This is a genomic window from Sphingomonas sp. NIC1 (genome assembly GCF_001638925.1).
In the GTDB taxonomy this organism is placed as follows: domain Bacteria; phylum Pseudomonadota; class Alphaproteobacteria; order Sphingomonadales; family Sphingomonadaceae; genus Sphingomonas; species Sphingomonas aquatilis.
Genome location: NZ_CP015521.1, coordinates 1,023,146 through 1,049,478, shown reverse-complemented (window position 1 = coordinate 1,049,478; position 26,333 = coordinate 1,023,146). Strand labels below are relative to the sequence as shown.

Genomic DNA, 26,333 nt, shown 5'->3' with positions numbered 1-26,333 from the left:
GCGATGACGCAGGGCATGACCAACGGCGCGGTGATCGCGATCGACTGGGGCACGACCAACCGGCGCGCCTATCGGATCGAGCCCGATGGCCGCATCGGGGACCGTGTCGAGGGCGGGGTAGGCGTGCTCGGGTTGGCGCCGGGCGACTATGCCCCGGCGCTCGCCGATCTGCGCGCGCGGCTCGGCGACCTGCCGGTGATCGCCGCCGGCATGGTCGGCTCGACGCGCGGCTGGCACGAAGCACCCTATGCGGCCGCGCCCGCCGATCTCGCTGCGCTCGCCGCCGCGGCGCTGCGTATCGAGACCGAGCGCGCGACGATCGTCCCCGGTGTCGCGCTGCTGGACGGCCCGCGCGCCGACGTGATGCGCGGCGAAGAGGTGCAGGTGCTGGGCGCGATCGCCGCCGGCCTCGCGCCCGCCGACGCGCTGTTCTGCCAGCCCGGCACGCACAACAAATGGGTCGCGACCGACGGCGGCCGTATCACCGACATCGCCACGGTGATGACCGGCGAACTGTTCGGGCTGCTGAAAAGCCACGGCATCCTCGCCGGCATGCTCGACGGCGCGGTGACGGACGGGCCGGCCTTCCGCGACGGCATCGCGCGCGGGGCAGGGGCGTGCGACCTCGGCGCCGCAGTGTTCGAAGTGCGCAGCGGCGTGCTGCTCGGCCGTAGCCCGGCGGAGGAGGCCGCCGCCTATGCCAGCGGCGTGCTGATCGGCAACGACGTCGGCGCCCGTGATGTGGCCGGCCGCGCGGTCCACCTGCTCGCCACCGGCGCGCTGGCCGACCTCTACGCCGCCGCGATCGTGACGCGTGGCGGCGCGGTGGTGCCGATCGACGCGACGGCGGCGTTCGTCGCCGGCATCCACCACTTGCGGGCGTTTCTCGCGTGACGCTCCCCCTCCTCCCGTCGTCATCCCGGCGGACGCCTGGATCGATGGTCCCGGCACGGCCAGCGATAGCGCGCTCCTTCGGCGGCCCGCATCCATGGATCCCGGCTTTCGCCGGGATGACGAAAGAGAGGAAACACCGTTCGCCCCACCCACATCGTCACCCCGGCCTTGAGCCGGGGTCCCGCTTTTCTCACCACCGCCCGGATGAAGCGGGACCCCGGCTCGAGGCCGGGGTGACGAAAGGGTGGGTCACCCGCCCCGCATTCCACCCGGAGCCCCAAGCATGACCGACCCCGCCACCCGCTTCGCCGAGGCCTTCGCCGCCTGCCCGCTCGTCGCGGTCCTCCGCGGCCTCACGCCGGACGAAGCCGCCCCTATCGGCGACGCTTTGGTCGATGCCGGCTTCACGCTGCTCGAAGTCCCGCTCAACTCGCCCGACCCGCTCGCCAGCATCGCCGCGATGGCCAAGCGCTACGCCGGGCGCGCGATCGTCGGCGCGGGCACCGTCCTCACCCCGCAGGACGTCGCCGCCGTCGCCGACGCGGGCGGCGCCCTCATCGTCTCACCCAACACCGACGCCGCCGTCATCCGCGCGTCGGTGGAGCGGGGCCTCATCTCGCTCCCCGGCTATTTCACCCCCAGCGAAGCTTTTGCCGCGCTCCACGCCGGCGCGCACGGCCTGAAGCTCTTCCCGGCCGAAGGCGCCGCGCCAGCCTTCCTGAAGGCCCAGCGCGCCGTCCTGCCCAAGGCGACCAAGGTGCTCGCGGTCGGCGGCATCACCCCCGACACGATGCCGCCATGGCACGCCGCGGGTGCGGACGGCTTCGGCCTCGGCTCCAACCTCTACCGCGCCGGCAAGTCCGCCGCCGACGTCGCGCGCGATGCCGCGGCGTTCGTCCAAGCCGCAAAGGATCTCGCATGACTGCTGCCCGCCTGCTCCAACAGCGCCTGCCCGACGGCACGCGCCGCGTGATCCTGGCCGAGGAGGCCGCCCACGTCCTGACCGGCGTCGCCACCACCCGTGACCTCGCCCAGGCGGCGATCGCCGAGGGCGTCAGCCTGCTCGACGCCGCCCGCGCGCGCCGCTCCGACGACAGCGTCGATCTCGTCGCCGCGCTGGAGGCGGGCGAACTGCTCCCCGCGATCGACCATCTCGACAGCGCGCGGCTGATGCTCGCCGGCACCGGCCTCACCCACTTGGGCTCCGCCGCCGGTCGCGATGCGATGCACAAGGCCGCCGCCGAGGGGAAGCAGACCGATTCGATGCGCCTGTTCCTCGAAGGCATGGAGGGCGGTCGCCCCGCCGCGGGCGTGATCGGCGCGCAGCCCGAATGGTTCTACAAGGGCGACGGCCAGGGCCTCGTCGCGCCCGAAGCGCCCTTCGCCTCGCCTGCCTTCGCGCAGGACGGCGGCGAGGAACCCGAACTCGCCGGCATCTATCTGATCGGCGACGACGGCACACCCTTCCGCCTCGGGATCGCACTCGCCAACGAATTCAGCGACCACGTCACCGAACGCCACAATTACCTGTGGCTCGCGCATTCGAAGCTGCGTCAGGCGTCATTGGGGGCGGAGCTGCTGCTTGGGGAGCCGCCGGCCGATATCCGCGGGACCAGCCGTATCATCCGCGATGGCGAAACATTGTGGGAAAAGCCGTTCCTCACCGGCGAAGCGAACATGTCGCACAGCCTCGCCAACCTCGAACACCATCACTTCAAATACGCCGCCTTCCGCCGGCCGGGCGATATCCACGTCCACTTCTTCGGCACCGCGACGCTGTCGTGCGCGGACGGCGTCCAGACGCAGGACGGCGACGTCTTCGAAATCGAGGCGGCACCCTTCACCTTGCCCTTGCGCAACGCCCTTGCCACCGCCCCGGCCGACACCGTCACGGTGAAGCCGCTGTGAGCGCCCCGATCCGCCTCGCGCTGATCGGCATGGGCAAGATCGCCCACGACCAGCACGTTCCCGCCATCGCCGGCGAGCCCGCCATCGCGCTCGCCGCGACCGTCAGCCGCAACGGCGAAGGCGTCGAGGGCGTGCCGCACTTCCACGACATCGCCGATCTGATCGCGAGCGGGCAGGGGATCGATGCCGTCGCGCTCTGCACGCCGCCGCAGGTGCGCCGCGCCATCGCGATGCAGGCGATCCAGGCCGGCTGGCACGTCTTCCTCGAAAAGCCACCCGGCGCGACGCTGGCAGAGGTCGCCAATCTCGAAGCCGCCGCGCGGGCGGCGGGCGTCACCCTCTTCGCCAGCTGGCATTCGCGCTACGCCCCCGGCGTCGAACCCGCCCGCGCCGCATTGGCTGACGCGCGGATCGACCGGGTCACGGTGACGTGGCGCGAGGACATTCGCGTCTGGCACCCGGGCCAGGCATGGATCCTCGACGCGGGCGGCTTCGGCGTGTTCGATCCCGGCATCAACGCCCTCTCGATCGTCACCCGCATCCTGCCGCGCCCGTTCTTCGTCACCGAGGCGGAGCTGGATTACCCCGAAAACCGCGATTCCCCGATCGCCGCGCGCATTGCCTTCACCGACGATGCCGGCCTCAACATCGTCGCCGACTTCGACTTCCGCCAGCAAGGTCCGCAAAGCTGGGACATCGTCGTCGAGACGGACAGGGGCACGCTGACGCTCCACGACGGCGGCGCCCGCCTGATCCTGCCTGACGGCAGCTCCCCGACGACGGCGGCCGCGCTTCACGGCGAATATGCCGGCCTCTACCGCCGCTTCGCCGAGATCGTGGCAGCGGGGGAGAGCGACGTCGACATCGCCCCTCTGCGCCACGTCGCCGACGCATTCCTCCGCGGTAAGCGCAACGTGGTGGATGCATTTATCGAGTAGGTTTTCACGCGAAGACGCGAAGGCGCGAAGAAGGTTGGTTCACGCGGAGGCGCGGAGACGCGGAGATGTCGTTCCTGCGGCGAAGCCGCTTTCTCCCACGGACGCTCGGCCAAGCGGAACGGTTGGTGAGGAAGGGCGCCGTCGGCGCCGGACGAAACCCCTCCGCGTCTCCGCGTCTCCGCGCGAACCAACCTTCTTCGGTTCGCGGCTTTGCGCGAACAAAAAACCGCTGGCAATGTTGGAACAGCTATGACAGCCCGGCAGTATGCCGCGCGCGTCCTCACCCGCCGCATCCTTCCAGCAATCGGTCCGAACATTCACCCCGCCCCACCAAAGGGTGACGTGCCGTCAACATCGTCCACTTTGGAAACCGCGGTATGTCGCGACTCGGGGCTCACGCCAGCGCCGCTGCCTCGCCGATCGCCGCATAGATCGCGTCCAGATCGGCATCCTCGATGCAATAGGGCGGCATCACGTACACCGTATTCCCCAGCGGTCGCAGCAGCAGGTCGCGCTCCCGGAAAAACGCCAGCAAGCGCGGCCCCAGCGTCGACAGATAGGCCGCCGCCTCGGTCCCCAGGTCGATCGCGGTGATCGTGCCCAGCGCGCGTGCGTTGCGCACGCCCTCCAGCGCCGCCAGCCGCTCGGCCTGCCGCGCCGCCAGATCGGCGACGCGCGCCAGCACCGGCTCGTCCTCCCAGATCGCGATATTCGCCGCCGCCGCCGCGCAGGCGATTGGGTTGGCGGTGTAGCTCGACGAATGGAAAAACATCTTCGCGCGATCATCAGAATAATGCGCCTTATAGATGTCCTCGCGCGCCATCGTCACCGCCAGCGGCACCGCGCCGCCGGTCAGCCCCTTCGACAGGCACAGGATATCGGGCACGACATCGGCCTGTTCGCAGGCGAGCAGTGTGCCCGTCCGACCCCAGCCGGTCATCACCTCGTCGGCGATGAACAGCACGTCGTGCCTCGCGCAGATGCGCCGCATCTCGGCGAGCACCCAAGGCGGATAGATCAGCATGCCGCCCGCACCGACGATCAGCGGCTCGACGATCAGCGCCGCCGGCCCCGCGCGGCATGCCGCCTCCAGCGCGTCGAGCGTCGCCTGCTCCGCGCCTGCGCCAGGGAAGGGGATCGTCTCCACGTCGAACAGCAGCGGCTCATACGCGCGGTTGAACGCGCCGCGCGCGCCGACCGACATCGTGCCGATCGTGTCGCCGTGATAGCCATGTTCCAGTACCAGGATACGGTGCCGGTCCTCGCCGCGGTGAAGCCAGAAGCCCAGCGCCATCTTCAGCGCCACCTCGACCGCGGTCGATCCCGAATCGGAAAAGAACACCCGCGTCAGCTCGGCGGGCATCATCCGCCGGAGGCCTGCTGCCACCGCCTCGGCCGGCTCGTGGCTCCAGCCGGCAAAGATGATCTGGTCGAGCTTCCCCGCCTGCTCGGCGATCGCCGCCATGATCCGGGGCTCGCGGTGTCCGTGCGTCGTCACCCACCAGCTGGAAATGGCATCGACGATCCGCCGTCCGTCGACGGTGTAGAGCGCCGCGCCCTCCGACCGCGCGACCACCGGGATCGGTTCGCGCAGGCCATGCTGCGTGAAGGGGTGCCAGATCGACGAGCTCACCGGAAATCCTCCACATTAAATCCGGCGGCAAAGGCGGCAGCGAGGCTGGCGGCGTCGAGATGCTCCACCCGGTCGAGCCGCCCCAGCCGTTTGACCCGTCCGATGCGGGCGATCGTCGCTTCGCTGTCAGGTTCGGGCGGACCATTGAACGCGATGCCCAGCACCGGCACGCCGCGGGCGCGCAACGCCTCCAGGCTCAGCAAGCTGTGATTGATCGTGCCCAGCTGCGTGCGCGCGACCAGCACCACCGGCGCCCCCCAGCGGGCGAACAGGTCGGCGTAGAGCAGGTCATCGGTCAACGGCACCAGCGCGCCGCCGGCGCCCTCGACGACCAGCGGGCCCGCGACCTGCGGCAGCGCCAGCCGATCCGCATCGATCGTCACGCCGTCGAGTCTCGCCGCGCGATGCGGCGAACAGGGCGTCACCAGCCGATACGCCTCGGGCAGCACGTGGGTCACGCCCAGCCGCCGCACCGTGCCTTCGTCGGTGCCGTCCGCCAGCCCCGCCTGCACCGGCTTCCAATAGGTCGCCCCCAGCGCGGCGGCGAGCGCGGCGGCGAACACCGTCTTGCCGACATCGGTATCCGTCCCCGTCACCACGATCGTATCGGTCATCGCAAAGCCTCCGCCAGTCCCGTAATCGCCGCCGCGTCGACCTGCGTCGTGATCGACAGCCGCAGCCGTGCCGTGCCCACCGGCACCGTCGGCGGCCGGATCGCGCGCACGTCATATCCCGCCGTTTGCAGCCGTGCGGCCCGCTCCACCGCCGCGCCGTCGTCGCCGACGATCACCGGCAGGATCTGCGATCCCGTCGAAAAGCCCAGTGCCGCTTCGGCGAGCCGTACCAGCTCCCACAGCCGCGCCTGCCGTTCGGGCTCGTCGGCGATCATCCGCAGCCCCTCGCGCACCGCGGCCGCCATCAGCGGCGACGGCGCGGTCGAAAAGATGAAGCCCCGCCCGCGGTTGACCAGAAAGTCGCGCAATACGGCGGGCAGGCACAGCAGCCCGCCCTCCGCGCCCAGCGCCTTGCCGCAGGTGTGCAGGCTGACGACATTGTCGCGGCCATGAAGGTCAGCCGCCAGTCCGCGCCCGCCTGCGCCGAACACGCCGGTCGCATGCGCCTCGTCGATCACCAGCATCGCGCCGGACCGGTCGGCCAGCGCGGCGAGTTCGGCCAGCGGCGCGCGGTCGCCATCCATGCCGTACACGCTTTCGACGACGATCCAGGGCAGGCCCATGCCACCATCGCCACGCCACGCCCGGATCGCATCCTCGAACGCGCCGACATCATTGTGCGCTACCGACCGGACGGGTGCCCGGCCCAGCCGCATGCCGTCATGCGCGCTGGCGTGGATCAGCGCGTCGTGCAGGACGATATCGCCGCGCTGCGGCAAGGTCGCCAGCGCCGCCATATTGGCCCCATAACCGTTGGCGAAGAACAGCGCCGCCTCGCTACCGAAATACGCCGCCGCCTCGGCTTCCAGCGCCTCATGTTCGGGATCGTTGCCGCGCAGCAGCCGCGATCCACCCGATCCCACCGCCACGCCGCGGTCGAGCGCTGCGGCTACGGCGTCCCGCATCCGCGCCGACTGGGCGATGCCGAGATAGTCGTTCGAGGTGAAGTCCTGCCCCGTCCGTCCGCGCAGCCGGCGCAATCGTCCGGAACCATCGAGTCGGGACAAATCGTCGCGGTAGAAGTCCAGCATCGCGCCGCCTTAGCAACTCGCCCGTCCCGTTCCAGTCCGCGACGACGGGGCTGGTCTTGTAGGGCTGCGATCCGGTAGGCGGCGGGCGATATCACGGCAGGGTGGATGATGATGGCGAGGATGCGGCTGCTGGGGATGATGCTGGCCATCGCGTTGGCGGGTCACACGGCGGCGGCCGACGCGAAGAGTGGGGCGCAACAGGTCCCCGTCGTCGCGCCGCCGCGGACGATCCTGTTCCTCGGCAACAGCTTTACCCAGGGCGCGCATTCGGCGGTGCGCAACTGGCACGCAAACCGCGTCACCGATCTCAACCGCGAAGGCTATGGCGGTGTGCCAGCGCTGTTCAAGGAATTCGCCGACGAATCCGGCCTCAACTATGCCGTCAGCCTGGAAACGCAGGGCGGGCAGAGCCTGACCTTCCACTACGACCAGCGGCGCCAGCTGTTCGACCGGCCGTGGGATGCGGTAGTCCTGCAGGAATATAGCACGCTCGATCGCGACCGGCCGGGCGATCCCGCGGCCTATATCCGCGCGGTGGGCCTGCTCGGCACCCTCTTCCGGGCCCGCAATCCGGCGGTGCGCGTCCATCTGACCGCGACGTGGAGCCGCGCGGACCTGACGTATCTGACCGCGGGCCGCTGGTATGGCCGGCCGATCGCGGCAATGGCGGACGACCTGCGCCGCGGAGCCGACCGCGCCCGCCGCGCGCATCCCTGGGTCGCGGGCGTCGTGCCGGTGGGGCAGGCCTGGACCCGCGCCTTCGCGCTCGGCATCGCCGATCCCAACCCCTATGACGGCATCACCTTCGGCCAGGCGAATTTATGGTCGTACGACCAATATCACGCCAGCACTGCCGGCTATTATCTCGAGGCGCTGACCGTCTTCGGCGCGGTGACCGGCGTCGATCCGCGCAGCCTGGGCCGGGGCGAGCGGGCGGCGGATGAACTGGGCCTGTCGCCCGATCTCGCCGCGTCGCTGCAACGCGTGGCGCACGAACAGCTGCGCGATCGGGCGGACAGGCTTACAGCGTCTTGATAATGCCGGAAAAGTCCGTGCCGCCGTGGCCGTCGGCGACGAACGCCTCATAGAGCTGTGCGGCGTGCGCGCCGAGCGGCGTCGATGCGCCGGCCTCGTCCGCTGCCTGCATCGCGAGGCGCAGATCCTTCAGCATCAGCGCCGCGGCGAATCCGCCCTGATAATCGCGATCGGCGGGTGTTTCGGGACCGACGCCGGGAAGCGGGCAATAGCTGGTCATCGACCAGCTCTGCCCCGAACTGACTGACGAAATGTCGTAGAAGGTCTGCGGGTCGAGGCCCAGCCGTTCGGCAAGGCGGAACGCCTCGCACGTCGCGATCATCGTCGCGCCGAGCAGCATGTTGTTCGCCATCTTGGCCGCCTGGCCTGATCCGCTGGCACCGGCGTGGATCACCGCCTTGCCCATCTGCGCCAGATAGGGCTGCGCGCGATCGAACCCTTCGGTGCTGCCACCGACCATGAAGGTGAGCGTGCCGCCATTCGCCGCTGCGATCCCGCCCGAGACGGGGGCGTCGACCGCCGTCAGCCCCTTGGCCGCGGCGGCTTCGGCGACGCGGCGCGCGGTGGCGACGTCGATCGTCGAACAGTCGATCAGGATCGCCGACGGCTGCGCGCGGCCGAAGACCGCGTCATTGTAGACGCCCTCGACGTGGCTGCCGGCGGGGAGCATCGTCACGATCGCCTCGGCGCCCTCGACCGCCTCGGCCGCGCTGGCGACGGGCAGGCAGCCTGCCGCCTTCGCCTTGTCGAGCGCATCCTGACTGAGGTCGAAGGCGCGAACGTCATGCCCCGCCTTCGCTAGGTTCGCGGCCATGCCGCCGCCCATGTTGCCCAGGCCGATGAAGGCGACGCGTGCCATTGATGCTCTCCTCAAGTGTGCCGTTCGGCCTGAGCTTGTCGAAGGCCCTGAGACTCACCTGTGCTTCGACAGGCTCAGCACGAACGGTCGGATGGTGTTCTGTTGTCTTACTGCCGCAGCAGGTCGCGGCCGACGATCATGCGCATGACCTGATTGGTCCCCTCCAGGATCGAATGGACGCGCAGGTCGCGCCAGAAGCGCTCGATCGGATAATCTTTCAGATAGCCATAGCCGCCGTGGAGCTGGAGCGCCGCGTCGACGATCGCCGAGCCGTTGTCGGTCGCCAGCCGCTTGGCCATCGCCGAAAAGCGCGACTTGTCGGGTGCGTTGGCGGTCACCTTGGCGGCGGCGAGATAGAGCAGCGCGCGCGCTGCTTCGAGGTCGGTCGCCATGTCGGCAAGCGTGAACTGCGTGTTCTGGAATTCCGCGACCGGCTGGCCGAACTGCTGGCGTTCCTTGGTGTAGCGGATCGCCTCGTCGAGGCAGCGCTGTGCGCCGCCCAGCGAGCAGGCGCCGATGTTGAGCCGGCCGCCGTCGAGCCCCGCCATGGCGATCTTGAACCCCTCGCCCTCGCCACCGACCAGATTGGCGGCCGGCACGCGGCAATCCTCGAAGATCACCTGCGCGGTGGGGGAGGCGTTCCAGCCGAGCTTCTTCTCGGGCGCGCCGAATGACAGGCCGGGCGTGTCCTTCTCAACGACGAGCGCGCTGATCCCGCGGCTCTTTTCCTCACCCGTGCGGACCATGACGACATAGACGTCGTTATAGCCGGCGCCCGAGATGAACTGCTTGGTGCCGTTGAGGATGAAATCGTCGCCGTCGCGGCGGGCGCTCGTCTTCAGCGCCGCGGCGTCGGAGCCCGAACCCGGCTCGGTCAGGCAATAGCTGGCGATCTTTTCCATGCTGACGAGGTCGGGCAGGAACCTTGCCTTCAGTTCGGCCGAACCGAAACGGTCGATCATCCACGCGGCCATGTTGTGGATCGAGATGAACGCGGATGTGGCGGGGCAGCCATAGGCCATCGCCTCCATGATCAGCGCCGCCTCCAGCCGCCCGAGCGCGATGCCGCCCGATTCCTCGCTGACGTAGATCGAGCCGAAGCCGAGGTCGCCCGCCGCCTTCCAGACGTCGACGGGATAATGGTGCGTTTCGTCCCATTCCGCCGCGAACGGCGTGATCCGATCGGCGGTAAAGCGGCGCGCGAGATCCTGTATCTCGCGCTGGTCTGCGGTCAGGTCGAACTGGTCGGTCATGATGGTCCTAGGCCGGGCAGCGGCTGTAGCGGTCGGTGGTGGCACGATCGGCGGGGCTTTTCACCACACGGACCAGCGTCTTGCCGTTGTCGAGCAGGGTGAGCGTGGTGGGTTCGCTCCACGTCATGCCTTCGCCGCTCATCGGCAGGTCGAAGGCGATCTGGTCGGCCTGGGTGCGCGTGATCGTCGTGGCTTGCCCACGCGATTCGAAGAAGGACAATGTATTGCCGGTAATGGTCAGCTTGCCCTTGTCGGCGCCGGTCGACGGATCGCAATCGCCGGCGTTGACGCCCCAGCGGCCCTGGAACCCTTGCGGGATCGCGGTCAGCGCCACGGGCGATGCGGTGGGCAGCGGCACCGGCGCCGCCTGGTTGCCCGGTGCCTCGAGCGGCACGACCATGTTCTGCGGATCGTCGGTCAGGTTGGACGGTGTCGGCTCGACGGCGGCGCTGCCGCCCGACTGATTGTCGAGGCTCTCGCCACCCGAACAGGCGGCGAGACTAAGCGCGGTGGCGAGGATCAGTGTCGTGCGCATTGTCTTCATCCCATGGTGGGAATGACGAACGCATTGCCGCCCTCGACCGCTCCATCGGGCCAGCGCTGCGTCACCGTCTTCACCTTGGTCCAGAATTTGACGCCCTCCATGCCGTGCTGGTTGGTGTCGCCGAACGCGCTGCGCTTCCAGCCGCCGAAGGTGTGATAGGCTACGGGCACCGGGATCGGCACGTTGATGCCGACCATGCCGACGTTGACGCGTGCGGCGAATTCGCGCGCGGCATGGCCGTTGCGCGTGAAGATCGCGACGCCGTTGCCATATTGGTGCTCGCTCGGCAAGCGCACCGCATCCTCGAAGCTCGCCGCGCGGACGATCTGGAGGACGGGGCCGAAGATTTCCTCCTTGTAGGCCGACATGTCCGGCGTGACGCGGTCGAACAACGTCGGGCCGACGAAGAAGCCCTCCTCATGCCCCTGGAGCGTGAAGCCGCGGCCGTCGACAACCAGCTCGGCGCCTTCGTCGACGCCGGTCTGAATCCAGTTTTCGACGCGCTGCTTGTGCGCGGCGTTCACGACCGGGCCGTAATGCGCCTCCGCATCGGTCGAGACACCGACACGCAGGGCCTCGATCGCCGGGATCAGCTTGGCGCGCAGCGCATCCGCCGTCTTGTCGCCGACCGGCACCACCACCGGCAGCGCCATGCACCGCTCGCCCGCCGAGCCGAAGGCCGCGCCCGACAGATCGGCGACGACCTGGTCGAGATCGGCGTCGGGCATGACGATGCCGTGGTTCTTGGCGCCGCCCATCGCCTGGACGCGCTTGCCCGCCTCGACACCGCGGCGGTAGACGTAATGCGCGATATCGGACGAGCCGACGAAGCTGACCGCGCTGATCGCCGGGTGATCGAGGATCGCGTCGACCATCGCCTTGTCGCCATGGACGACCTGCAGAATGCCCTCGGGCGCGCCCGCTTCCAGCATCAGTTCGGCGAGTCGGACGGGCACCGACGGGTCGCGTTCGCTGGGCTTCAGGATGAAGGCGTTGCCGCAGGCGATCGCGACGCCGAACATCCACATCGGGATCATCGCCGGGAAATTGAACGGCGTGATGCCGGCACCGATGCCGAGCGGCTGGCGCATCGAATAGACGTCGATGCCGGGGCCGGCGCCCTGCGTGTACTCGCCCTTCAGGACGTGGGGGATGCCGCAGCAGAATTCGATGACCTCCAGGCCACGCTGGATGTCGCCCTTGGCATCGGCGATGACCTTGCCGTGTTCGGAGCTGAGCAGGTGGGCGAGCGCGTCCATGTTCGCCTCGACCAGTTCCTTGAAGCGGAACATAACGCGGGCGCGGCGCTGCGGGTTGGTCGCCGCCCAGCCGGGCTGCGCCTTCTGCGCGGCGGCGATGGCACGGTCGAGGTCGGCCTGTTCGCCGAGCACGACGCGGGCCTGCACGCTACCGCTATTGGGGTCGAACACGTCGCCATGGCGCGTGGCGGTGCCGCCGGCATGGCCGACGATGAAATGGTCGATGTCGCGCATGATGCCTCTCCGTTTGTGTATAGGATCGGCCTGCGCAGGATTGCAGGCAAGGGCGTAAAGTGCGACCCATAGCTGCAATTATGCAGCCGCGTTGGGATGACCTTCAGGATTTTCTCCGCGTCGCCCGCGCCGGCCAGATCGCGCGCGCGGCGGCTGCGGCTGGGGTCGATGCGACGACGCTGGCGCGGCACCTGCGACGGCTGGAGGGCGCGCTCGGCCAGACGCTGTTCGAGCAGTCGCGCGAGGGACAGGTGTTGACCGCAGCGGGGGAGGCGCTGCTGGTCGCGGTGGAGGCGATGGGGCAGGCGGCGGCGGGGATCGTGCCGACCGACGACGATCCCGACCGGTTGTCCGGGGTGCTGCGAGTGAGCGTATCGGAGGGGTTCGGCACGTGGTTCGTGGCGCATCACCTGCCCGATTTCACCGCGCGCCATCCCGACCTGACGATCGACCTCGTCGCGTCGAGCGGTTTCCTCAATCCGTCACGCCGCGAGGCGGACGTCGCGATCCTGCTCGCCCGGCCGCAGACCGGGCCGCTCGTCAGCAGCAAGCTGACCGACTACACCCTGGGGCTATATGCCGGCGAGCTGTATGCCGCCCGCCACGCCCTGCCGACGACCGCGGCGGAGGTGCGCGACCATCCGCTGGTCGGCTACGTTCCCGACCTGCTGTACGCGCCCGAGTTGCGCTATCTCGCCGAGATCGAGGAGGGGCTGTCCCCACGTATCCGCAGCTCCAGCATCAACGGCCAGTATCGGCTGATCGCCGCGGGGGCGGGGCTGGGAGTGCTGCCGCGCTTCATCGGCGATGCGGACAAGTCGCTCAGGCGCGTGCTGCCCGAGCGGACGATCCGCCGGTCGTTCTGGCTGGTGACGCATCAGGACACGCGCGGCGCGAAGCGGGTGCGCGCGTTTCGGGAGTGGCTGACCGCGCTGGTGACGGCGCAACGTGGACGTTTCGTATAGCCAAATCCTCCCCCGCCAGGGGGAGGTGGCGCGCCGAAGGCGCGACGGAGGGGGCGGATACGGCATGCGCCGCGTTCGCGGAAACGCCCCCTCCACCATTCGCTGCGCGAACGGTTCCCCTCCCCCGCTGAAGCGAGGGAGGAATTTGACGGATTACACGTCCAGATTCGCGACGTTCAGCGCATTGTCCTGAATGAATTCGCGGCGCGGCTCCACGACTTCGCCCATCAGCTGGGTGAAGATCATGTCGGCGGCCGAGACGTCGTCGCTGGTGACGCGCAGCATGGTGCGGTTTGACGGATCGAGCGTGGTTTCCCACAGCTGTTCCGCGTTCATTTCGCCCAGCCCCTTGTAGCGCTGGATCGCAAGGCCCTTGCGGCCTGCGGCCAGGATCGCCTCGAGCAGCTGCGACGGGCGCGCGACCAGGCTTTCGCCGCGGCCGACGGTGGTGTTGACGCTGCCGATCTGGCCGTCTCCGTCCGCGACGGGGTCCGCCTCCACGGCGGCGGCACCCTTGGCCGGGATCAGCTTGCCGGCATGGGCGAAGCTCTCCGCCTGTTCCGCGGCCAGCCCGTGAAGCTTGCGCGCCTCGGCGCTGGCGATGAACGTCGCCTCGACAATGTGGTGGTCGGTAACGCCGCGCCACAGCCGTTCGAAGTGGATGCCGCCGTCCTCGGTCAGGCGCGCGGTCCACTTGGCTTCCTCGTCGCCCGCGTCGAGCCGGCGCGTCACCTCGGCGACAGTCGCGGCGCGCTGGTCACGGGTGAAGGTCGGGTCGAGCGCACCGGCCAGCGCCAGCACCTCGATGATCCCGGCGTCGTAGCGGCGCGGCACGTAGCGCATCAGCGTGCGCATACGGCGGGCATGGTCGACCAGATGCTTGAGGTCGGCGCCCGAACGCGGTCCGCCCGGCGCTTCGAACACCATGGAGGATGCGCCCGCCTCGACCAGATAATCGTCGAGCGCGGCATCGTCTTTCAGATACACTTCCGACCGGCCGCGCGTCGCCTTGTACAGCGGCGGCTGCGCGATGAAGAGGTGCCCGCGCTCGATCAACTCGGGCATCTGCCGGTAGAAGAAGGTCAGCAGCAGCGTGCGGATATGCGCGCCGTCGACGTCTGCGTCGGTCATGATGACGATCTTGTGGTAGCGCAGCTTGTCGGCGTTGAAGTCGTCGCGGCCGATGCCGGTGCCCATCGCCTGAATCAGCGTACCGATTTCCTTCGACGAGATCATCCGGTCGAAACGCGCCCGTTCGGTGTTGAGAATCTTGCCGCGCAGGGGAAGGATCGCCTGGAAATGGCGATCGCGGCCCTGCTTCGCCGATCCACCTGCCGAATCGCCCTCGACGAGGAACAGTTCGGACTTCGCGGGGTCCTTCTCCTGGCAGTCGGCGAGCTTGCCGGGCAGGCTGGCGATATCCATCACGCCCTTGCGGCGGGTGAGTTCACGCGCGCGCTTCGCCGCCTCACGTGCGGCGGCGGCGTCGATGATCTTGCCGACGATCGATCGACCGTGCGCCGGATTCTCCTCGAGCCATTCCGCAAGCTTGTCCGCCATCAGCGATTCGAGCGGCTGGCGCACTTCGGAGCTGACCAATTTGTCCTTGGTCTGGCTGCTGAACTTGGGGTCGGGCAGCTTGACCGAGACGATCGCGGTCAGGCCTTCACGCATGTCGTCGCCGGTCAGCGTCACCTTCTCCTTTTTGAGAAGGCCCGACTTTTCGGCGTAATTGTTGAGCGTGCGGGTCAGCGCCGCGCGGAAGGCGGCGATATGCGTGCCGCCGTCGCGCTGGGGGATGTTGTTGGTGAAGGCGAGGACGTTCTCGTAATAGCTGTCGTTCCACTCCAGCGCCACGTCCATGCCGATCGCGTCGCGCTGGCCGTTGATCGCGATTGGTTCGGGGAAGAGCGGCGTCTTGGCGCGGTCGAGCCACTTCACGAATGCGGCGATGCCGCCTTCGTAATAGAGTTCCACCGTCTTTGGCTCGTCATGCCGCGCGTCGGTGAGGAACAGGCGCACGCCCGAATTGAGGAAGGCGAGCTCGCGATAGCGGTGCTCGAGCTTGTCGAAGTCGAATTCGGTGATCTTGAACGTGGCGGGCGAGGGCAGGAAGGTGACCCGCGTGCCCTTCTTCCCCTCCGACGGGCCGACGACCTTGAGCGGTGCGACCGCGTCGCCGTGCGCGAATCGCATGTAATGCTCCTCGCCATCGCGCCAGATGGTGAGGTCGAGATATTCGGACAATGCGTTGACGACCGAGACGCCGACGCCGTGCAGGCCGCCCGACACCTTATACGCGTTGTCGTCGCTGGTGTTTTCGAACTTACCACCGGCGTGGAGCTGGGTCATGATGACCTCGGCCGCCGATACGCCCTCTTCGGGATGGATGCCGGTCGGGATGCCGCGGCCGTTATCGGTCACGCTGACCGATCCGTCGGCGTTCAGCTGGATATCGATCCGGTCGCAATGGCCGGCGAGCGCTTCGTCGATCGCATTGTCGCTGACCTCGAACACCATATGGTGCAGGCCCGATCCGTCGTCGGTATCGCCGATATACATGCCCGGCCGCTTGCGCACCGCGTCGAGGCCCTTCAGCACCTTGATCGACGAGGCGCCGTATTCGTTCGCATTCTGGGGTTTTGCCATCGTGCCGATATAGGGGCGGGACGGCTGTAACGAAAGCGAAATGGGGTGGGCAACGTCCTCCCCCGCCAGGGGGAGGGGACCATTCGGCGTGAGCCGAATGGTGGAGGGGGAGGGCGGCGGTCACGCTTACCGATAAAGCTCTATGCTTACCTCCCCCTCCGTCAGCGCTGCGCGCTGCCACCTCCCCCTGGCGGGGGAGGAACTGGCCGATCAATAGCGCGCGAATTCCGTCGCGCGGCGGCCGAGCAGCGTTACTTCGACGCGGCGGTTCTGGCGCATGCCGGCAGCGGTGGCGTTGGTCGCGACGGGGTCGCGCTCGCCGTGGCCGACGACGCTGAAGCGGGCGCGCGTCACGCCCATGGCGTCGAAAGCGGCGCGGACGCTGGCGGCACGGCGTTCCGACAGATCCTGGTTGTGGGCATCGGTGCCGCGCGAATCGGTGTAGCCGTCGATCGCGACGCGCACGCCCGGATTGTCCCGCAGATAGCGCGCGAGCGGGCGCAGCTTCTCGATCGCGCCGGGACGCAGACGGTCGCTGTCGGTCGCGAACAGCACGTCTTCGGACAGCGTCAGCGTCGCGCCGCGCGGCGTCTGGCGGAAACCGTAATCGTGCATCGCGCGGCGATCCCAACCGGGGGCGAGCACTTCTCGCGTCTCGACCACCACGGTACGGTCGCGCGCATCCCAGTCGAAGCGATCGCGGCGCGGGCCGGCGATCCGCAGAAAGGCGCCGTTGGCGTCGGCCGCCTCGGCAGGCGAGATGCGGCCGTCACGATTGCGATCGAAATTGCGCATCACGAACGCGCGGCCGCGGGGCGTGTCGCGCAATTCGGGGATCAGGCCCTGCACGCCCGCGCCGATCAGGCGATAGGGGCGATCGCCCGGCCGGCCGCCGCTCCAGTCCCAGCGATCCTGCGCCAGCGCCGGGGTGGCGATACCGGCTGCCAGCATGGCGGCGAAGATGATGGATTTGCTCATGATACTCTCCATTGGCCCCACGCCCGATGGCGAGCCGAATGGCCGATGTGGCTTGAACGTTCCGTGAGCCGCGCCGACAGCCGGGGTTCAGCCGCGCGTGCGCTTCCAAGGGCCGCTCAGCCGAGCGCGATGCGCGTCGCTTCCGGGCCGATCGCGGCGAACAGCGCCGGCTCCGTGCCGGTCATCCACACCTGCCCATGGCCCCCAAGCCGTTCGAACAATGCGGCACGACGAAGGGGGTCGAGGTGCGCCGCCACCTCGTCGAGCAGCAGGATCGGCGCATGGCCGGTGCGGCTGGCGACCAGTTCGGCATGCGCGAGGACGATGCCGAGCAGCAGCGCTTTCTGTTCGCCGGTGGAGGCCAGCGCCGCGGCCTGCCCCTTGCCGAGGTGTGTCACCGCAAGGTCGGCGCGGTGGGGCCCGGCAAGCGCGCGGCCGGCGGCCGCATCGCGCGCTCGGCCGCTTCGCAGATCGGCAAGCAGTGCATCGGCGGTGCCGCTCCACCCCTCCAGCAACAGTGCCGCGCGCGCGAACGGCCCGTCGGGTTGCTCCGCCAGCCGCTCGCCGAGCGCCGCCACCGTCTCACGCCGCGCCGCATCGACCGCCGCGCCATGCTGCGCCATCTGCGCTTCGAGCGCGGACAGCCATTGCGGATCGGCCGGTTCGTCCGCCGTCAGCAGCCGGGTGCGGGCGCGCATCGCGGCGTCGTAGCGCGCGGCATGTTGCGCATGCGCGGGCACCAGCGCCAGAGTCAGCCGGTCGAGGAAGCGGCGGCGCTCGCCCGCCGGCTCGACGAACAGCCGGTCCATGGCAGGCGTCAGCCACAGCACGGTCAGCCATTCGGCCAGCGTATTGGCGGTCGCGGCGGCCCCCTGGATACGCAGCTGGCGCCGTTCGGGCGCCGCCGCCAGCGTGCCGGTCGCGATCTCGACATCGCCCTCGGGCAGCGCCAGCGTCGCCGCGATGCCGAACCCGCCCGGCCCGTGCTGCCGCTGCATCGCCGACAGTGCCGCACGGCGCAGGCCGCGCCCGGGGGACAGCAGCGACACCGCCTCCAGCACATTGGTCTTGCCCGCGCCATTCTCTCCGGTCAGCACGACGAAGCCGGGGGCGGGCGCCAGCACCAGCTCCGCATGGTTGCGGAAATCGGTGAGGATCAGGCGCGACAGCATCGCGGTCGCGCCTAGCAGGTTCTGAAGCGCTTAGGCGAGCGCGGCTTGCGCCCGCGCCTTTTGCGTGGAGGCGTAGGAGGCGAGCTGCGGCCCCAGCGCGACCTGCGCATGGCGGTAGATCACGGGATCGGCGATCCCGAGCCGCGCGCGCGCCGCGTCGAGCGGTTCGTGCATCAGCGCCTCATAATCCTCGCCCAGCAGCCACGCGGCGCGTTTGCCGTTGCGATAGCCTTCGCGCACCGCCTTCGCGAGCAGGGTGCCGCCGGTCTCGCGGATCGACTTCAGCGCCGCGCCGGTGGCGATGAACGCCCAGCCGAGGCCCCGCGTCTGTGCGTAGGAGAAGGCGACGAGACACGCTTCGCCCATCGTCTCATCGGCCTTGTAGCCGGTGAGGACGTGCCAGATGTCATGCACGTCGCGGGTGCGCCGCCCCATCCAGGCACAAGGGTGGATGACGTCGGTTTCGGACGGATCGAGCCGGCTGACCTCGACCAGTCCGTCGGCGGAATAGCCGGTGGTGTCGAGGAAATCGCGATAGGCGGCGCCCACCGTGCCGGGCGCGAAGCCGTCCACCCAGTCGCGATCCGCAAAGCGGCGTGCCAGTTCGACCCGCTCATAGGCCATGCGGCCGCCCTCGGGAGTCGCGATCAGGCGGGCATAGGCCTCTGCCGTGTCACCCACGTTCAGCGAGCGCATGATGCGGAACACCTGGCCGGTGTCGTCGCCATTGGCGAGCAGCTTGCGCAACGCGCCGAAGGCGGTGCGCCAGTCGCGGCGGCCGGTCGTGCCGGGGAAGGGAGGAAGCTTGGCCATCGGACCGACTCCTTTACTGACAATGATGTCAGCATGGCGCGGAAGTCGTGGCTTGGCAAGCGGTTGCCGCACCGATGATGCAGCCGATCGCACATCGATCGGAACAAGCGGTCGCAGCCTGTGGTTGGTTGGGCTCGAGATTGCGAGCAACGACGGGACGATATGCCATGGATTACAAGAAGATCGGCTTTGGCCTCGGGGCCTTTGCAGTGGGCGCGGCGGCCTGGACCGCCGGGACGGCGCTGATTGGCCCGAAGGTCGGGGCACGGCGCGCGGCGTCCAACGACGACGATGGCGCGGGCGCCGTGCCGGGTGACAGCACGACTAGCCCGATCGCGCCGCGCCCTGCGACGATGGCGGCGGCCCCGGTCGGCATGGCGGAGACCGACAAGCATTTCACCGAACGTGCCGGCAATCCCGCGGCGGAGCATGTGCCGACCGATCTGATGGGCGACACGCACCCCGGTAAAGACAGCCGGGCGGCCGAACCCTTCCGTCCCGACCCCACCGCGGTGCCGACCGAGGATGAGAAAGAGGCGCTGCGCCCCGCCACCGGCCCCGCCCCGACACTGGTCGCCGATCGCGGCAGCGGCTTCAGCGAAGCGACCGGAGCGGCCTGATCGCGTGAAACCTTTCAGGGGGCCGGGACATTCTGGCCTCACTGCGGGGAACAGGAGGATGCAATGCGGACAGCGATTTTGGCGGTAATGGCGGCGGCGACGACGCTGGCGGGATGCGCGACCTATGGCGACGATCGCTATCGGAGCTATTCGGCCTATGACTATGACCGGGTCGATCCGAGCTACAATGGCTATTATGCCGATCGCTATTACGTCGACAATGCGCGCTATCGCGAACGCCGCCTGTCGTCGAACGATCGCATCTATCGCGGCCAGGATGGTCGCTATTACTGCCGTCGCAACGATGGCACGACCGGCCTGATCGTCGGCGCAGCCGCCGGCGGTACGCTGGGTGCGGCGATCGCGCCGGGTGGATCCGGCCTGCTCGGGGCGCTGCTTGGCGGCGCGGCGGGTGCGGCGCTTGGGCAGTCGGTCGACCGCAACAACGTCCGCTGCCGCTGATCGACGGCGAATGACGCGACGAAGGGCGGCCTTGGCGGGCCGCCCTTTTCGTGTCAGTCGTTCCCGAGCAACGAGGATTTGCGCGGGATCGTCTCGCCCTTGGGCTGTCCCTTGTCGAGCGTTTCGCTGGGCCGGCGTGCGTCGCCGTCGCGCTGATGTTCGGTCGACAGATTGGGTGCGCGCGTTTCGGTGGTGGGCGCGGTGGCGTCGTCAGACGAATGGGGCATGCTGTCTCTCCTTATGCCGGCACGAACGGCTGGTGGCAGGGCGCCGTTCCGCTTGCCGCGCCGCGCTCTTCGGTTAAGCATGGCGGGGATATCCTGCCTTGCCCGGAGTTCCGATGCGTCAGACCCTGTTCGCCGCCCTGCTCGCCACCGCCGTCGCTGCGCCCGCCGTCGCGCAGGGGCTTCACCAATATTACGGCCTGGCCATCGCCCCCGACGGCAGCCGTACCGCGACGATCGAAAGCAGCGGCGGCCACACCGTCATCACGCTGCGCAATGCGACCGACGGGCGCGTGCTGCGAACGATCGATCCCTGTGCGACCTGCGGCTATTCGGACCTGAGCTTCGCGCCCAATGGCGACCTCGTGTTCCTGGCGCGCGATCCGGCCAGCAAGGGCGTGATGCTCGACTATGCGAGCGGCACTGCGACGCGGACGATCGCGACCATCCCCGGCATCGCGCAGACGCCGCGCGTCTCCCCCGACGGCAAGCGCATCGCATTGCTGGTAACGCTGGGCGCCGAAAAGGAAGCGGGCGCGACGCAACCGGGCGTGCGCATGATCGGCGAGATCGGCGAGAAGAACGACGAACAGCGGCTCGCCGTGTTCGATGTCGCCAGCCCGTCGTCGACCGTGACGCCGCTGTCGCCGGCTGGCCGCTACGTCTACGAATATGACTGGACGCCCGACGGGCGCGGCTTCGTCGCGACGACGGCGCTGGGCAATGGCGACAACAATTGGTGGGTGGCAACTCTCGACGCCATCGACGCGCAGAGCGGCGCGGTCCGCTCGATCGCCAAGCCCGCGACGCAGATCAAGCATCCGCGCGTATCGCCCGACGGCCGAACGGTGGCCTATATCGGTGGCCTGATGAGCGATTACGGCTCGATCGGCGGCGACGTCTTCACCGTACCGCTCGCGGGCGGTACGCCGACCAACATCACGGCGGGCGCCAAGTCGACGGTGACGACGCTGGACTGGACCGCGGGCGGCCTGCGTACGGTGACGCTGGCGGGCGACGCGACGCAGTTCGGCACGCTGGTGCCCGGCAAGCCCGTCGCCCCCGGTTTCGCCAAGCCTGCCACAGCCAGCGCGGGTGACGGCCGCGCCGCCTTCTCTGCCGACGGGCGCTCGGTCGCCGCGGTGGTGCAGGATTACGAACATGCGCCGGCGATCTATGCCGGGCCGATCGCGGCGGTACGGCAGGTCACGCACGACAATGACGCCGCGCCTGCACTGACCCGCGCGAAGAGCGTCAGCTGGAAGAACGAGGGCTATGACGTGCAGGGCTGGCTGCTCGCGCCGTTGAATGCGCCCACCGGCAAGGCGCCGATGATCACGATGGTCCACGGCGGCCCCTCGTCGGCGTCGGTGCCGGGCTATGTCACGCCCAATTCGATGAACGGCGCGCTGTTGAAGGCGGGCTATTACGTCTTCCTGCCCAACGCCCGCGGCAGCTTCGGCCAGGGCGAGGCGTTCACCGCCGCCAACAAGCGCGACTTCGGCGGCGGCGATCTGCGCGATATCCTCGCCGGGATCGACGCGGTCGAGCGCGTCGCGCCGATCGACGACAACCGGCTGGGGCTGGGCGGGTGCAGCTATGGCGGCTTCATGACGATGTGGGCGAACACCCAGACGAACCGGTTCAAGGGCATCGTCGCGGGCGCCGGCATTTCCAACTGGATCAGCTACTACGGCACCAACGGCATCGACCAGTGGATGCTGCCGTTCTTCGGCAAGTCGATGTACGACGACATGAAGGCCTATGAGGACGTGTCGGCGGTGTATCGCCTGAAGACCGCGCAGACGCCGACGTTCATCTATGTCGGCGAGCGCGATATCGAGGTGCCGCCGACCCAGTCGGTCGAATGGTGGCACGCGCTGAAGGCCAAGGGCGTGCCGGTCAGCCTGGTGATCTATCCCGATGCCGGCCATTGCGTGACCGCGCCGGCACAGGCCGCCGACGTCCGCGCGCGGGCGATCGCGTGGTTCGACACGTACGTGAAGAACGCGAAGTAAGGCGTCAGAGCAGGGGCTTGCCCGAATCCTTGAACCGGTCGAGCACCTGGGGTGCGGCGGGCAGGTTGTCGGTTGGGCGCGCCTTGTCCGGTGTGGCGGCGGGCGGAGCGATGGAGCTGCCGCTCGCCGCATAGCCGGGCTGGACCTGCTCGGGCCGCGTCATCGGCGGCACCGGCGCGACACTGGCGATCAGCGCCGGCGACGTCGCGACAGGCGGCGCGATCAGGGGCATGTGCGGGCCGGGGACCGGCTCGCCGCCGCGATAGGGCGCGCTGAATGCGGCGCTGGTGCCCCAATAGCCCTTCCATCGATGGAACAGATGCGCGCCGACCACGTCGGTCATCACCAGGCTGCGGTTCCAGGCGGGCGTCACGGCATAGGTGTGGTAATGCGTCGCCAGCCCGACCGGTGCGTAGACATAGCCGGCGAGCGCCATGCCGGCATGGCGTGCCGCCCTGATCCAGGCCGCCCGCGACGGCACCCGGGCCATGGCGCCATCGCAGGCGAAGCTGAACTGGCAGCCTGACCGCTCGGACCCCTGATAGACGACGCCGCACACCGTATGCGGGAAGGCGGGATGGCGCACGCGGTTCAGGATCACCTGCGCCACGGCGAGCTGGCCGGCGTCGGGTTCGGACGCGGCCTCGTAATAGATGGCGGCGGTGAGGCATTCGAGCGCGCGGGCGCGATCGACGCTGGAGGCGGATTTCGTGGAAAAGGGCGCCGCGGCGACCACGCCGGCATCGGCGCGCATCGCTGCGGCTGCGAGCGACGGCGAGACCGGCGTGGCGGGCAGCGCAATCGTACCGGTCACGCCCGGTGCGGGGGCGGCGCCGTCGCTCGCCGTCGACGCTACGGGAAGGGCGACATCGGTGTAGAGCAGGGCCGCGCCGGGGAAATGATCCTCCGCCTCATAGCCGGCGGGGGCGGGCATCGGCGGCGGATCGCCCGCCCCATGCGCCGCGATCGCCCGCCATGCGCCCTGAGCCGCGAGCAGCGCGAGGATGCCGAGCCCGATGGCCACGAGCGCGATCCACGCCCGCGTCAACCTCCGGATCGTCTGCCTGCGGACCTGCATGCCGCCGCCATAGCGTAAGGCACGTGCGGCGTCCGCCATGGATTTCCGGACGTGCCGGACTGGTACGACGGGGCGGTGCGGTAGGACTTTTGGGGGACGGGCTCTCCCCTCAATGCGTCACCCCGGAACATGGCCGGGGTGACGCGCCGGGCGGGGCAGACGTCGGCTGCCCCCGCTGCCCATGCGGTTACTTGAGCGTCGGACTGTCCAGCTTCAGTTCGCTCTCGGTCAGCGTTTCCGTGGCCGGACGCGCGGCCTTGAGCGGCGTGAGGAATTGCTTGGCGTCGCCCACCACGGCGACGCTCGCTGCCTTGGGATCGAGCAGCGCGGCCGATGCCGCCTGCACCGCCGCCGGCGTCACCGCCTCCACCTTTGCGGTGTAGCGCTGCAATTCGGTCAGCGGTACGCCGTCGAGCACATATTCGCCGATGATTCCGGCGATCCCGTCGGTCGTCTCGACGCCACGGCCGAAATTGCCGACCAGCACCGCCTTGCGCGTCGACAGCTCCGCCTCGGGCACCGGCGTCGCGCCCATCCGCGCCATTTCGGCGGTCATCAGCGAGACGACCTCTGCCGCGGTCTGGTTTTTGGTCTGCGTTCGCGCCGCGATGCTGCCCGTGGTCCGTGCCGCATCGACGCTGCTGCCCGCGCCATACGCGAGGCCACGCTTGATCCGCACCTCCTGGTTCAGGCGCGACGAGAAGCCGCCGCCCAGCACCGTGTTGGCCACCGCAAACGGGTAATAACGCGGATCGGACCGCGGGATCGCGACGCGTTCGACGACGACGCCTGCCTGGCCCGCGCCCGGCATATCGACGACGACGGTACGCGGTGCCGGCAGCGTGCCGACCGCCGGCAGTGGCATCGGCGCGCCGGCCGGCGCCCGCCAGCCGCCGAACTGCGCCTTGGCGAGCGCCTCCGCCTGTGCCGGCGTCACGTCGCCGACCAGGATCAGCGTCGCCTGATCGGGCCGCCACGTGCGCGCATAGGCGGCGGTAACGTCGGCGCGGGTGATCGCCTTCAGCGATGCCGGCGTGCCCGATCCGGGCGCGCCATAAGGCGAGGCGCCGAAGGTCGCGCGATCGGCGACCAGCGCGGCGAGCTGCGCCGGGTTCTTCATCGCGACCTTCACCGCATCGACCTGCTGCGTCCGCGCACGCTCCAGTTCCTCGGGCGCGAAGACGGGATGCTGCGCCACGTCGGCGAGGATGTTGAGGGCCGGGGCCAGCTGGTCGGACTTTACCGTCACCTCGACGCTGCCGCCCTCGCTTGCCGCATTGGCACCGATCGAGCCGCCCAGGCTTTCGACCTGACGCGCGATCTCGGTCGCCGAGCGGGTCGTCGTGCCCTTGGTCATCAGATTGGCGGCGAGGCTGCTGACGCCCGAACGATCCGCCGGATCGAGCGCCTGGCCGCCCGTGCCGACCAGATAGGCGGTGGCGATCGGCAGGTCATGGCGTTCGACCGTGACGACGCGCAGGCCGTTGGCGAGCCGCGTCTCGACCGGCTGCGGCAAATTGGCGGCGACCGGCGCGCCGGGTGCGGGCGGCAGGATACGCTGGCCCTCGGGCGCGGGCGTGACGATCGCGATGTCGGCAGGCGGGGTCAGTGCTTCGGTCTGCACGGTCGGCGCGACCGCGATCCTGTCGCCGGTCTGCCCGGCGGGCTTGGCGCTGTCGGGCAGATAGCGGATCGTCGCGGACTGGGCGTCGCCCAGATACTGACGCGCGACGCGCTGGACGTCGGCGGCGGTGACCTGCTGGATTGCGGCGAGCTGGCGATCGGCGGCCCGGGGATCGCCATCGATGATCACCGACGAGGCGAGCAGGCGTGCCTTGCCCTCCGCGGTTTCGCGGCTCTTGATCGCGGCGGTGACGATCTCGTTCTTCGCTTCGGCGAGTTCGGCGGCGCTGACCGGCGCGTTCCGGAAGCGCGCGATCTCGCGCTTCAGCGCGGCCTCGCCCTGATCCGCGGTCTTGCCGTCGGCCAGGATCGCATAGGCGACGAGGTTGCCCGTGCCCTGCTTGCTGTCGAGGAAGGACGAGGCATCCTGCGCCAACTGGTCGCGGTAGACGAGGCTTTCGTACATCCGGCTGCTCTCGCCCGTCGACAGGATCGTGTTGAGCACGGTCAGCGCGGGAATGTCGGCGCTCCGGTCGGCGGGGACGTGCCAGGTCATGACGACCGCGGGCAGAGGCGTATTGGGTTCGTAGACGGTGTAGCTTACCGGCTTGGCGCGCATTGGCTCCTGCACGGTGACGCGCGGGATCGCCGTCGTCGGCCGCACGATCTTGCTGAAATAGCGATCGACCCAGGCGTCGAGCTGCTTGGGATCGAAATTGCCGGCAACGACCAGGATCGCATTGTCTGGGCGGTAATAGGTGGCGTGGAAGGCGCGGACGTCGTCGATCGAGGCCGCTTCCAGATTCTCGATGCTGCCGATCGTCGAGCGCGCATAAGGGTGCGTCGTGTAGGACGCGGCCGACAGATAGGTCGAGAATAGCTTGCCATAGGGGCGGGCCAGCGTGGACTGGCGCAGCTCTTCCTTCACCACGTCGCGCTCGGATGCGAAGCTCTTGGGTTCGACCACCAGGCTCGCCATGCGATCGGCCTCGGCGAACAGCAGTCGCTGCAGATGGTTGGCGGGGACGACCTCGTAATAATTGGTGTAATCGTCGTTGGTCGACGCGTTGTTATAGCCGCCGACGTCCTCGGTCAGGCGATCCATCTGTTCGGAGACGAGGTTGCGCGTCGCCTTGAACATGAGATGCTCGAACATGTGCGCGAAGCCCGAACGGCCCTTGGGATCGTCCTTCGACCCCACGTCATACCATACCTGCACCGCGACATTGGGCGTCGACGTGTCGCGCAGCGCATAGACGCGCAGGCCGTTCGCCAGCGTGCGTTCGGTATAGGCGATCGGCTTGACGGCGGTCGCGGCAGGCGCGGCGGTCTGCGCAGTGGCGGCGAGGGGGAGCAGCGCGGCCCCGAGCAGAAGGGCGGCACGAACGAGGCGCATGGGATGCTCCGGTTAGGACGGGATGATGCCGTCGGTTGAACCGGAGCTTGGGGATCGTGTCAATCGCCCCTCA

General features: G+C 69.1%; 23 protein-coding genes. 9 read left to right on the top strand and 14 right to left on the bottom strand.

What is annotated here, in order from left to right; translation table 11 throughout:
- Nucleotides 1-3: 3 nt before the first annotated feature.
- The 4 genes from A7E77_RS05045 to A7E77_RS05030 all read left to right on the top strand — a co-directional run bounded on the left by A7E77_RS05045 (nucleotide 4) and on the right by A7E77_RS05030 (nucleotide 3,740).
- Nucleotides 4-894 carry a 2-dehydro-3-deoxygalactonokinase gene (locus tag A7E77_RS05045; protein WP_063686305.1) on the top strand — a complete coding sequence of 297 codons (891 nt, stop codon included), beginning with the start codon at nucleotides 4-6 and terminating at the stop codon, nucleotides 892-894.
- Between the two features lie 283 nt (nucleotides 895-1,177).
- A complete protein-coding gene (locus tag A7E77_RS05040) occupies nucleotides 1,178-1,816 on the top strand; it encodes a 2-dehydro-3-deoxy-6-phosphogalactonate aldolase (protein ID WP_063686304.1) in 639 nt (212 codons plus the stop codon).
- The gene (gene araD1 / locus A7E77_RS05035) at nucleotides 1,813-2,802 is read left to right on the top strand and encodes an AraD1 family protein (RefSeq protein ID WP_063686302.1); all 990 of its coding nucleotides are present in this window, start codon (nucleotides 1,813-1,815) and stop codon (nucleotides 2,800-2,802) included. The genes A7E77_RS05040 and araD1 overlap by 4 nt, the downstream gene beginning before the upstream one ends.
- Nucleotides 2,799-3,740 carry a Gfo/Idh/MocA family protein gene (locus tag A7E77_RS05030; RefSeq protein ID WP_063686300.1) on the top strand — a complete coding sequence of 314 codons (942 nt, stop codon included), beginning with the start codon at nucleotides 2,799-2,801 and terminating at the stop codon, nucleotides 3,738-3,740. The genes araD1 and A7E77_RS05030 overlap by 4 nt, the downstream gene beginning before the upstream one ends.
- 394 nt (nucleotides 3,741-4,134) lie before the next feature.
- Here A7E77_RS05030 and A7E77_RS05025 read toward each other — a convergent pair whose 3' ends face one another.
- The 3 genes from A7E77_RS05025 to A7E77_RS05015 are packed head-to-tail and all read right to left on the bottom strand — an operon-like array spanning nucleotide 4,135 to nucleotide 7,078.
- Complete coding sequence (locus A7E77_RS05025; protein ID WP_063686298.1) at nucleotides 4,135-5,373, bottom strand: adenosylmethionine--8-amino-7-oxononanoate transaminase; 1,239 nt, start codon at nucleotides 5,371-5,373, stop codon at nucleotides 4,135-4,137.
- Nucleotides 5,370-5,987, bottom strand: a complete 618-nt coding sequence (bioD, locus tag A7E77_RS05020) for a dethiobiotin synthase (protein WP_063686296.1) — start codon at nucleotides 5,985-5,987, stop codon at nucleotides 5,370-5,372. The genes A7E77_RS05025 and bioD overlap by 4 nt, the downstream gene beginning before the upstream one ends.
- Complete coding sequence (locus A7E77_RS05015) at nucleotides 5,984-7,078, bottom strand: 8-amino-7-oxononanoate synthase (RefSeq protein ID WP_063686294.1); 1,095 nt, start codon at nucleotides 7,076-7,078, stop codon at nucleotides 5,984-5,986. Before A7E77_RS05015 ends, bioD begins: the two co-directional genes overlap by 4 nt.
- 105 nt (nucleotides 7,079-7,183) lie before the next feature.
- On the opposite strand from A7E77_RS05015, the gene A7E77_RS05010 reads away from it, so the two are divergent.
- Entirely contained in the window at nucleotides 7,184-8,113 is a 930-nt protein-coding gene (locus tag A7E77_RS05010; RefSeq protein WP_063686292.1) for a hypothetical protein, read from the top strand.
- Here the strand turns inward: A7E77_RS05010 and mmsB are convergent.
- The 4 genes from mmsB to A7E77_RS04990 all read right to left on the bottom strand — a co-directional run bounded on the left by mmsB (nucleotide 8,100) and on the right by A7E77_RS04990 (nucleotide 12,262).
- Nucleotides 8,100-8,972 (bottom strand): 3-hydroxyisobutyrate dehydrogenase, encoded by an 873-nt coding sequence (gene mmsB, locus A7E77_RS05005; protein WP_063686290.1) that lies wholly within the window; start codon nucleotides 8,970-8,972, stop codon nucleotides 8,100-8,102. The two genes, A7E77_RS05010 and mmsB, sit on opposite strands and share 14 nt — an antisense overlap.
- Nucleotides 8,973-9,079: 107 nt before the next feature.
- The gene (locus A7E77_RS05000; RefSeq protein ID WP_063686288.1) at nucleotides 9,080-10,225 is read right to left on the bottom strand and encodes an acyl-CoA dehydrogenase family protein; all 1,146 of its coding nucleotides are present in this window, start codon (nucleotides 10,223-10,225) and stop codon (nucleotides 9,080-9,082) included.
- A 7-nt stretch (nucleotides 10,226-10,232) separates the two neighbouring features.
- Nucleotides 10,233-10,760 (bottom strand): hypothetical protein, encoded by a 528-nt coding sequence (locus tag A7E77_RS04995; RefSeq protein ID WP_226341853.1) that lies wholly within the window; start codon nucleotides 10,758-10,760, stop codon nucleotides 10,233-10,235.
- A gap of 5 nt (nucleotides 10,761-10,765) precedes the next feature.
- On the bottom strand, nucleotides 10,766-12,262 hold the full coding sequence (locus A7E77_RS04990) for a CoA-acylating methylmalonate-semialdehyde dehydrogenase (RefSeq protein WP_063686284.1): 1,497 nt from the start codon (nucleotides 12,260-12,262) through the stop codon (nucleotides 10,766-10,768).
- An 80-nt stretch (nucleotides 12,263-12,342) separates the two neighbouring features.
- On the opposite strand from A7E77_RS04990, the gene A7E77_RS04985 reads away from it, so the two are divergent.
- A complete protein-coding gene (locus A7E77_RS04985; RefSeq protein WP_017979947.1) occupies nucleotides 12,343-13,227 on the top strand; it encodes a LysR family transcriptional regulator in 885 nt (294 codons plus the stop codon).
- A 153-nt stretch (nucleotides 13,228-13,380) separates the two neighbouring features.
- Here A7E77_RS04985 and gyrB read toward each other — a convergent pair whose 3' ends face one another.
- The 4 genes from gyrB to A7E77_RS04965 form a co-directional block, all read right to left on the bottom strand.
- Nucleotides 13,381-15,876, bottom strand: a complete 2,496-nt coding sequence (gene gyrB / locus A7E77_RS04980) for a DNA topoisomerase (ATP-hydrolyzing) subunit B (protein WP_063686282.1) — start codon at nucleotides 15,874-15,876, stop codon at nucleotides 13,381-13,383.
- A gap of 210 nt (nucleotides 15,877-16,086) precedes the next feature.
- Entirely contained in the window at nucleotides 16,087-16,854 is a 768-nt protein-coding gene (locus tag A7E77_RS04975) for an OmpA family protein (RefSeq protein WP_063689726.1), read from the bottom strand.
- Nucleotides 16,855-16,970: 116 nt separating this feature from the next.
- Entirely contained in the window at nucleotides 16,971-18,026 is a 1,056-nt protein-coding gene (gene recF / locus A7E77_RS04970; protein ID WP_063686280.1) for a DNA replication/repair protein RecF, read from the bottom strand.
- A 30-nt stretch (nucleotides 18,027-18,056) separates the two neighbouring features.
- A complete protein-coding gene (locus A7E77_RS04965) occupies nucleotides 18,057-18,839 on the bottom strand; it encodes a Coq4 family protein (protein WP_063686278.1) in 783 nt (260 codons plus the stop codon).
- A gap of 167 nt (nucleotides 18,840-19,006) precedes the next feature.
- On the opposite strand from A7E77_RS04965, the gene A7E77_RS04960 reads away from it, so the two are divergent.
- Both A7E77_RS04960 and A7E77_RS04955 read left to right on the top strand, forming a co-directional pair.
- Nucleotides 19,007-19,459 (top strand): hypothetical protein, encoded by a 453-nt coding sequence (locus tag A7E77_RS04960; protein ID WP_063686276.1) that lies wholly within the window; start codon nucleotides 19,007-19,009, stop codon nucleotides 19,457-19,459.
- Between the two features lie 63 nt (nucleotides 19,460-19,522).
- Nucleotides 19,523-19,921, top strand: coding sequence for a glycine zipper 2TM domain-containing protein (locus A7E77_RS04955; protein ID WP_024310365.1), 399 nt, complete (start codon nucleotides 19,523-19,525; stop codon nucleotides 19,919-19,921).
- A gap of 53 nt (nucleotides 19,922-19,974) precedes the next feature.
- Here A7E77_RS04955 and A7E77_RS17895 read toward each other — a convergent pair whose 3' ends face one another.
- A complete protein-coding gene (locus A7E77_RS17895; RefSeq protein WP_017979940.1) occupies nucleotides 19,975-20,148 on the bottom strand; it encodes a hypothetical protein in 174 nt (57 codons plus the stop codon).
- 113 nt (nucleotides 20,149-20,261) lie between these two features.
- Between A7E77_RS17895 and A7E77_RS04950 the strand changes: the two genes are divergently transcribed.
- Nucleotides 20,262-22,163: a S9 family peptidase gene (locus A7E77_RS04950; RefSeq protein ID WP_063686274.1), complete on the top strand. Its 1,902-nt coding sequence runs from the start codon at nucleotides 20,262-20,264 to the stop codon at nucleotides 22,161-22,163.
- Nucleotides 22,164-22,167: 4 nt separating this feature from the next.
- Here the strand turns inward: A7E77_RS04950 and A7E77_RS04945 are convergent, their stop codons facing one another.
- On the bottom strand, nucleotides 22,168-23,280 hold the full coding sequence (locus A7E77_RS04945) for a cell wall hydrolase (RefSeq protein WP_413243589.1): 1,113 nt from the start codon (nucleotides 23,278-23,280) through the stop codon (nucleotides 22,168-22,170).
- 148 nt (nucleotides 23,281-23,428) lie between these two features.
- Entirely contained in the window at nucleotides 23,429-26,260 is a 2,832-nt protein-coding gene (locus A7E77_RS04940) for a M16 family metallopeptidase (protein ID WP_063686270.1), read from the bottom strand.
- Nucleotides 26,261-26,333 lie beyond the last annotated feature (73 nt).

What these genes read in the sequence shown, in the direction of transcription:
- bioD (WP_063686296.1), bottom strand. Translation starts at nt 5,987, where the DNA reads ATGACCGATACGATCGTGGTGACGGGGACGGATACCGATGTCGGCAAG.
- gyrB (WP_063686282.1), bottom strand. Translation starts at nt 15,876, where the DNA reads ATGGCAAAACCCCAGAATGCGAACGAATACGGCGCCTCGTCGATCAAG.
- A7E77_RS05000 (WP_063686288.1), bottom strand. Translation starts at nt 10,225, where the DNA reads ATGACCGACCAGTTCGACCTGACCGCAGACCAGCGCGAGATACAGGAT.
- A7E77_RS04990 (WP_063686284.1), bottom strand. Translation starts at nt 12,262, where the DNA reads ATGCGCGACATCGACCATTTCATCGTCGGCCATGCCGGCGGCACCGCC.
- A7E77_RS04985 (WP_017979947.1), top strand. Translation starts at nt 12,343, where the DNA reads ATGCAGCCGCGTTGGGATGACCTTCAGGATTTTCTCCGCGTCGCCCGC.
- A7E77_RS04965 (WP_063686278.1), bottom strand. Translation starts at nt 18,839, where the DNA reads ATGGCCAAGCTTCCTCCCTTCCCCGGCACGACCGGCCGCCGCGACTGG.
- A7E77_RS04940 (WP_063686270.1), bottom strand. Translation starts at nt 26,260, where the DNA reads ATGCGCCTCGTTCGTGCCGCCCTTCTGCTCGGGGCCGCGCTGCTCCCC.
- A7E77_RS04955 (WP_024310365.1), top strand. Translation starts at nt 19,523, where the DNA reads ATGCGGACAGCGATTTTGGCGGTAATGGCGGCGGCGACGACGCTGGCG.
- A7E77_RS05010 (WP_063686292.1), top strand. Translation starts at nt 7,184, where the DNA reads ATGATGATGGCGAGGATGCGGCTGCTGGGGATGATGCTGGCCATCGCG.
- A7E77_RS04950 (WP_063686274.1), top strand. Translation starts at nt 20,262, where the DNA reads ATGCGTCAGACCCTGTTCGCCGCCCTGCTCGCCACCGCCGTCGCTGCG.
- A7E77_RS17895 (WP_017979940.1), bottom strand. Translation starts at nt 20,148, where the DNA reads ATGCCCCATTCGTCTGACGACGCCACCGCGCCCACCACCGAAACGCGC.
- mmsB (WP_063686290.1), bottom strand. Translation starts at nt 8,972, where the DNA reads ATGGCACGCGTCGCCTTCATCGGCCTGGGCAACATGGGCGGCGGCATG.
- A7E77_RS04975 (WP_063689726.1), bottom strand. Translation starts at nt 16,854, where the DNA reads ATGAGCAAATCCATCATCTTCGCCGCCATGCTGGCAGCCGGTATCGCC.
- A7E77_RS05015 (WP_063686294.1), bottom strand. Translation starts at nt 7,078, where the DNA reads ATGCTGGACTTCTACCGCGACGATTTGTCCCGACTCGATGGTTCCGGA.
- A7E77_RS04960 (WP_063686276.1), top strand. Translation starts at nt 19,007, where the DNA reads ATGGATTACAAGAAGATCGGCTTTGGCCTCGGGGCCTTTGCAGTGGGC.
- araD1 (WP_063686302.1), top strand. Translation starts at nt 1,813, where the DNA reads ATGACTGCTGCCCGCCTGCTCCAACAGCGCCTGCCCGACGGCACGCGC.
- recF (WP_063686280.1), bottom strand. Translation starts at nt 18,026, where the DNA reads ATGCTGTCGCGCCTGATCCTCACCGATTTCCGCAACCATGCGGAGCTG.
- A7E77_RS05045 (WP_063686305.1), top strand. Translation starts at nt 4, where the DNA reads ATGACGCAGGGCATGACCAACGGCGCGGTGATCGCGATCGACTGGGGC.
- A7E77_RS04995 (WP_226341853.1), bottom strand. Translation starts at nt 10,760, where the DNA reads ATGCGCACGACACTGATCCTCGCCACCGCGCTTAGTCTCGCCGCCTGT.
- A7E77_RS04945 (WP_413243589.1), bottom strand. Translation starts at nt 23,280, where the DNA reads ATGGCGGACGCCGCACGTGCCTTACGCTATGGCGGCGGCATGCAGGTC.
- A7E77_RS05040 (WP_063686304.1), top strand. Translation starts at nt 1,178, where the DNA reads ATGACCGACCCCGCCACCCGCTTCGCCGAGGCCTTCGCCGCCTGCCCG.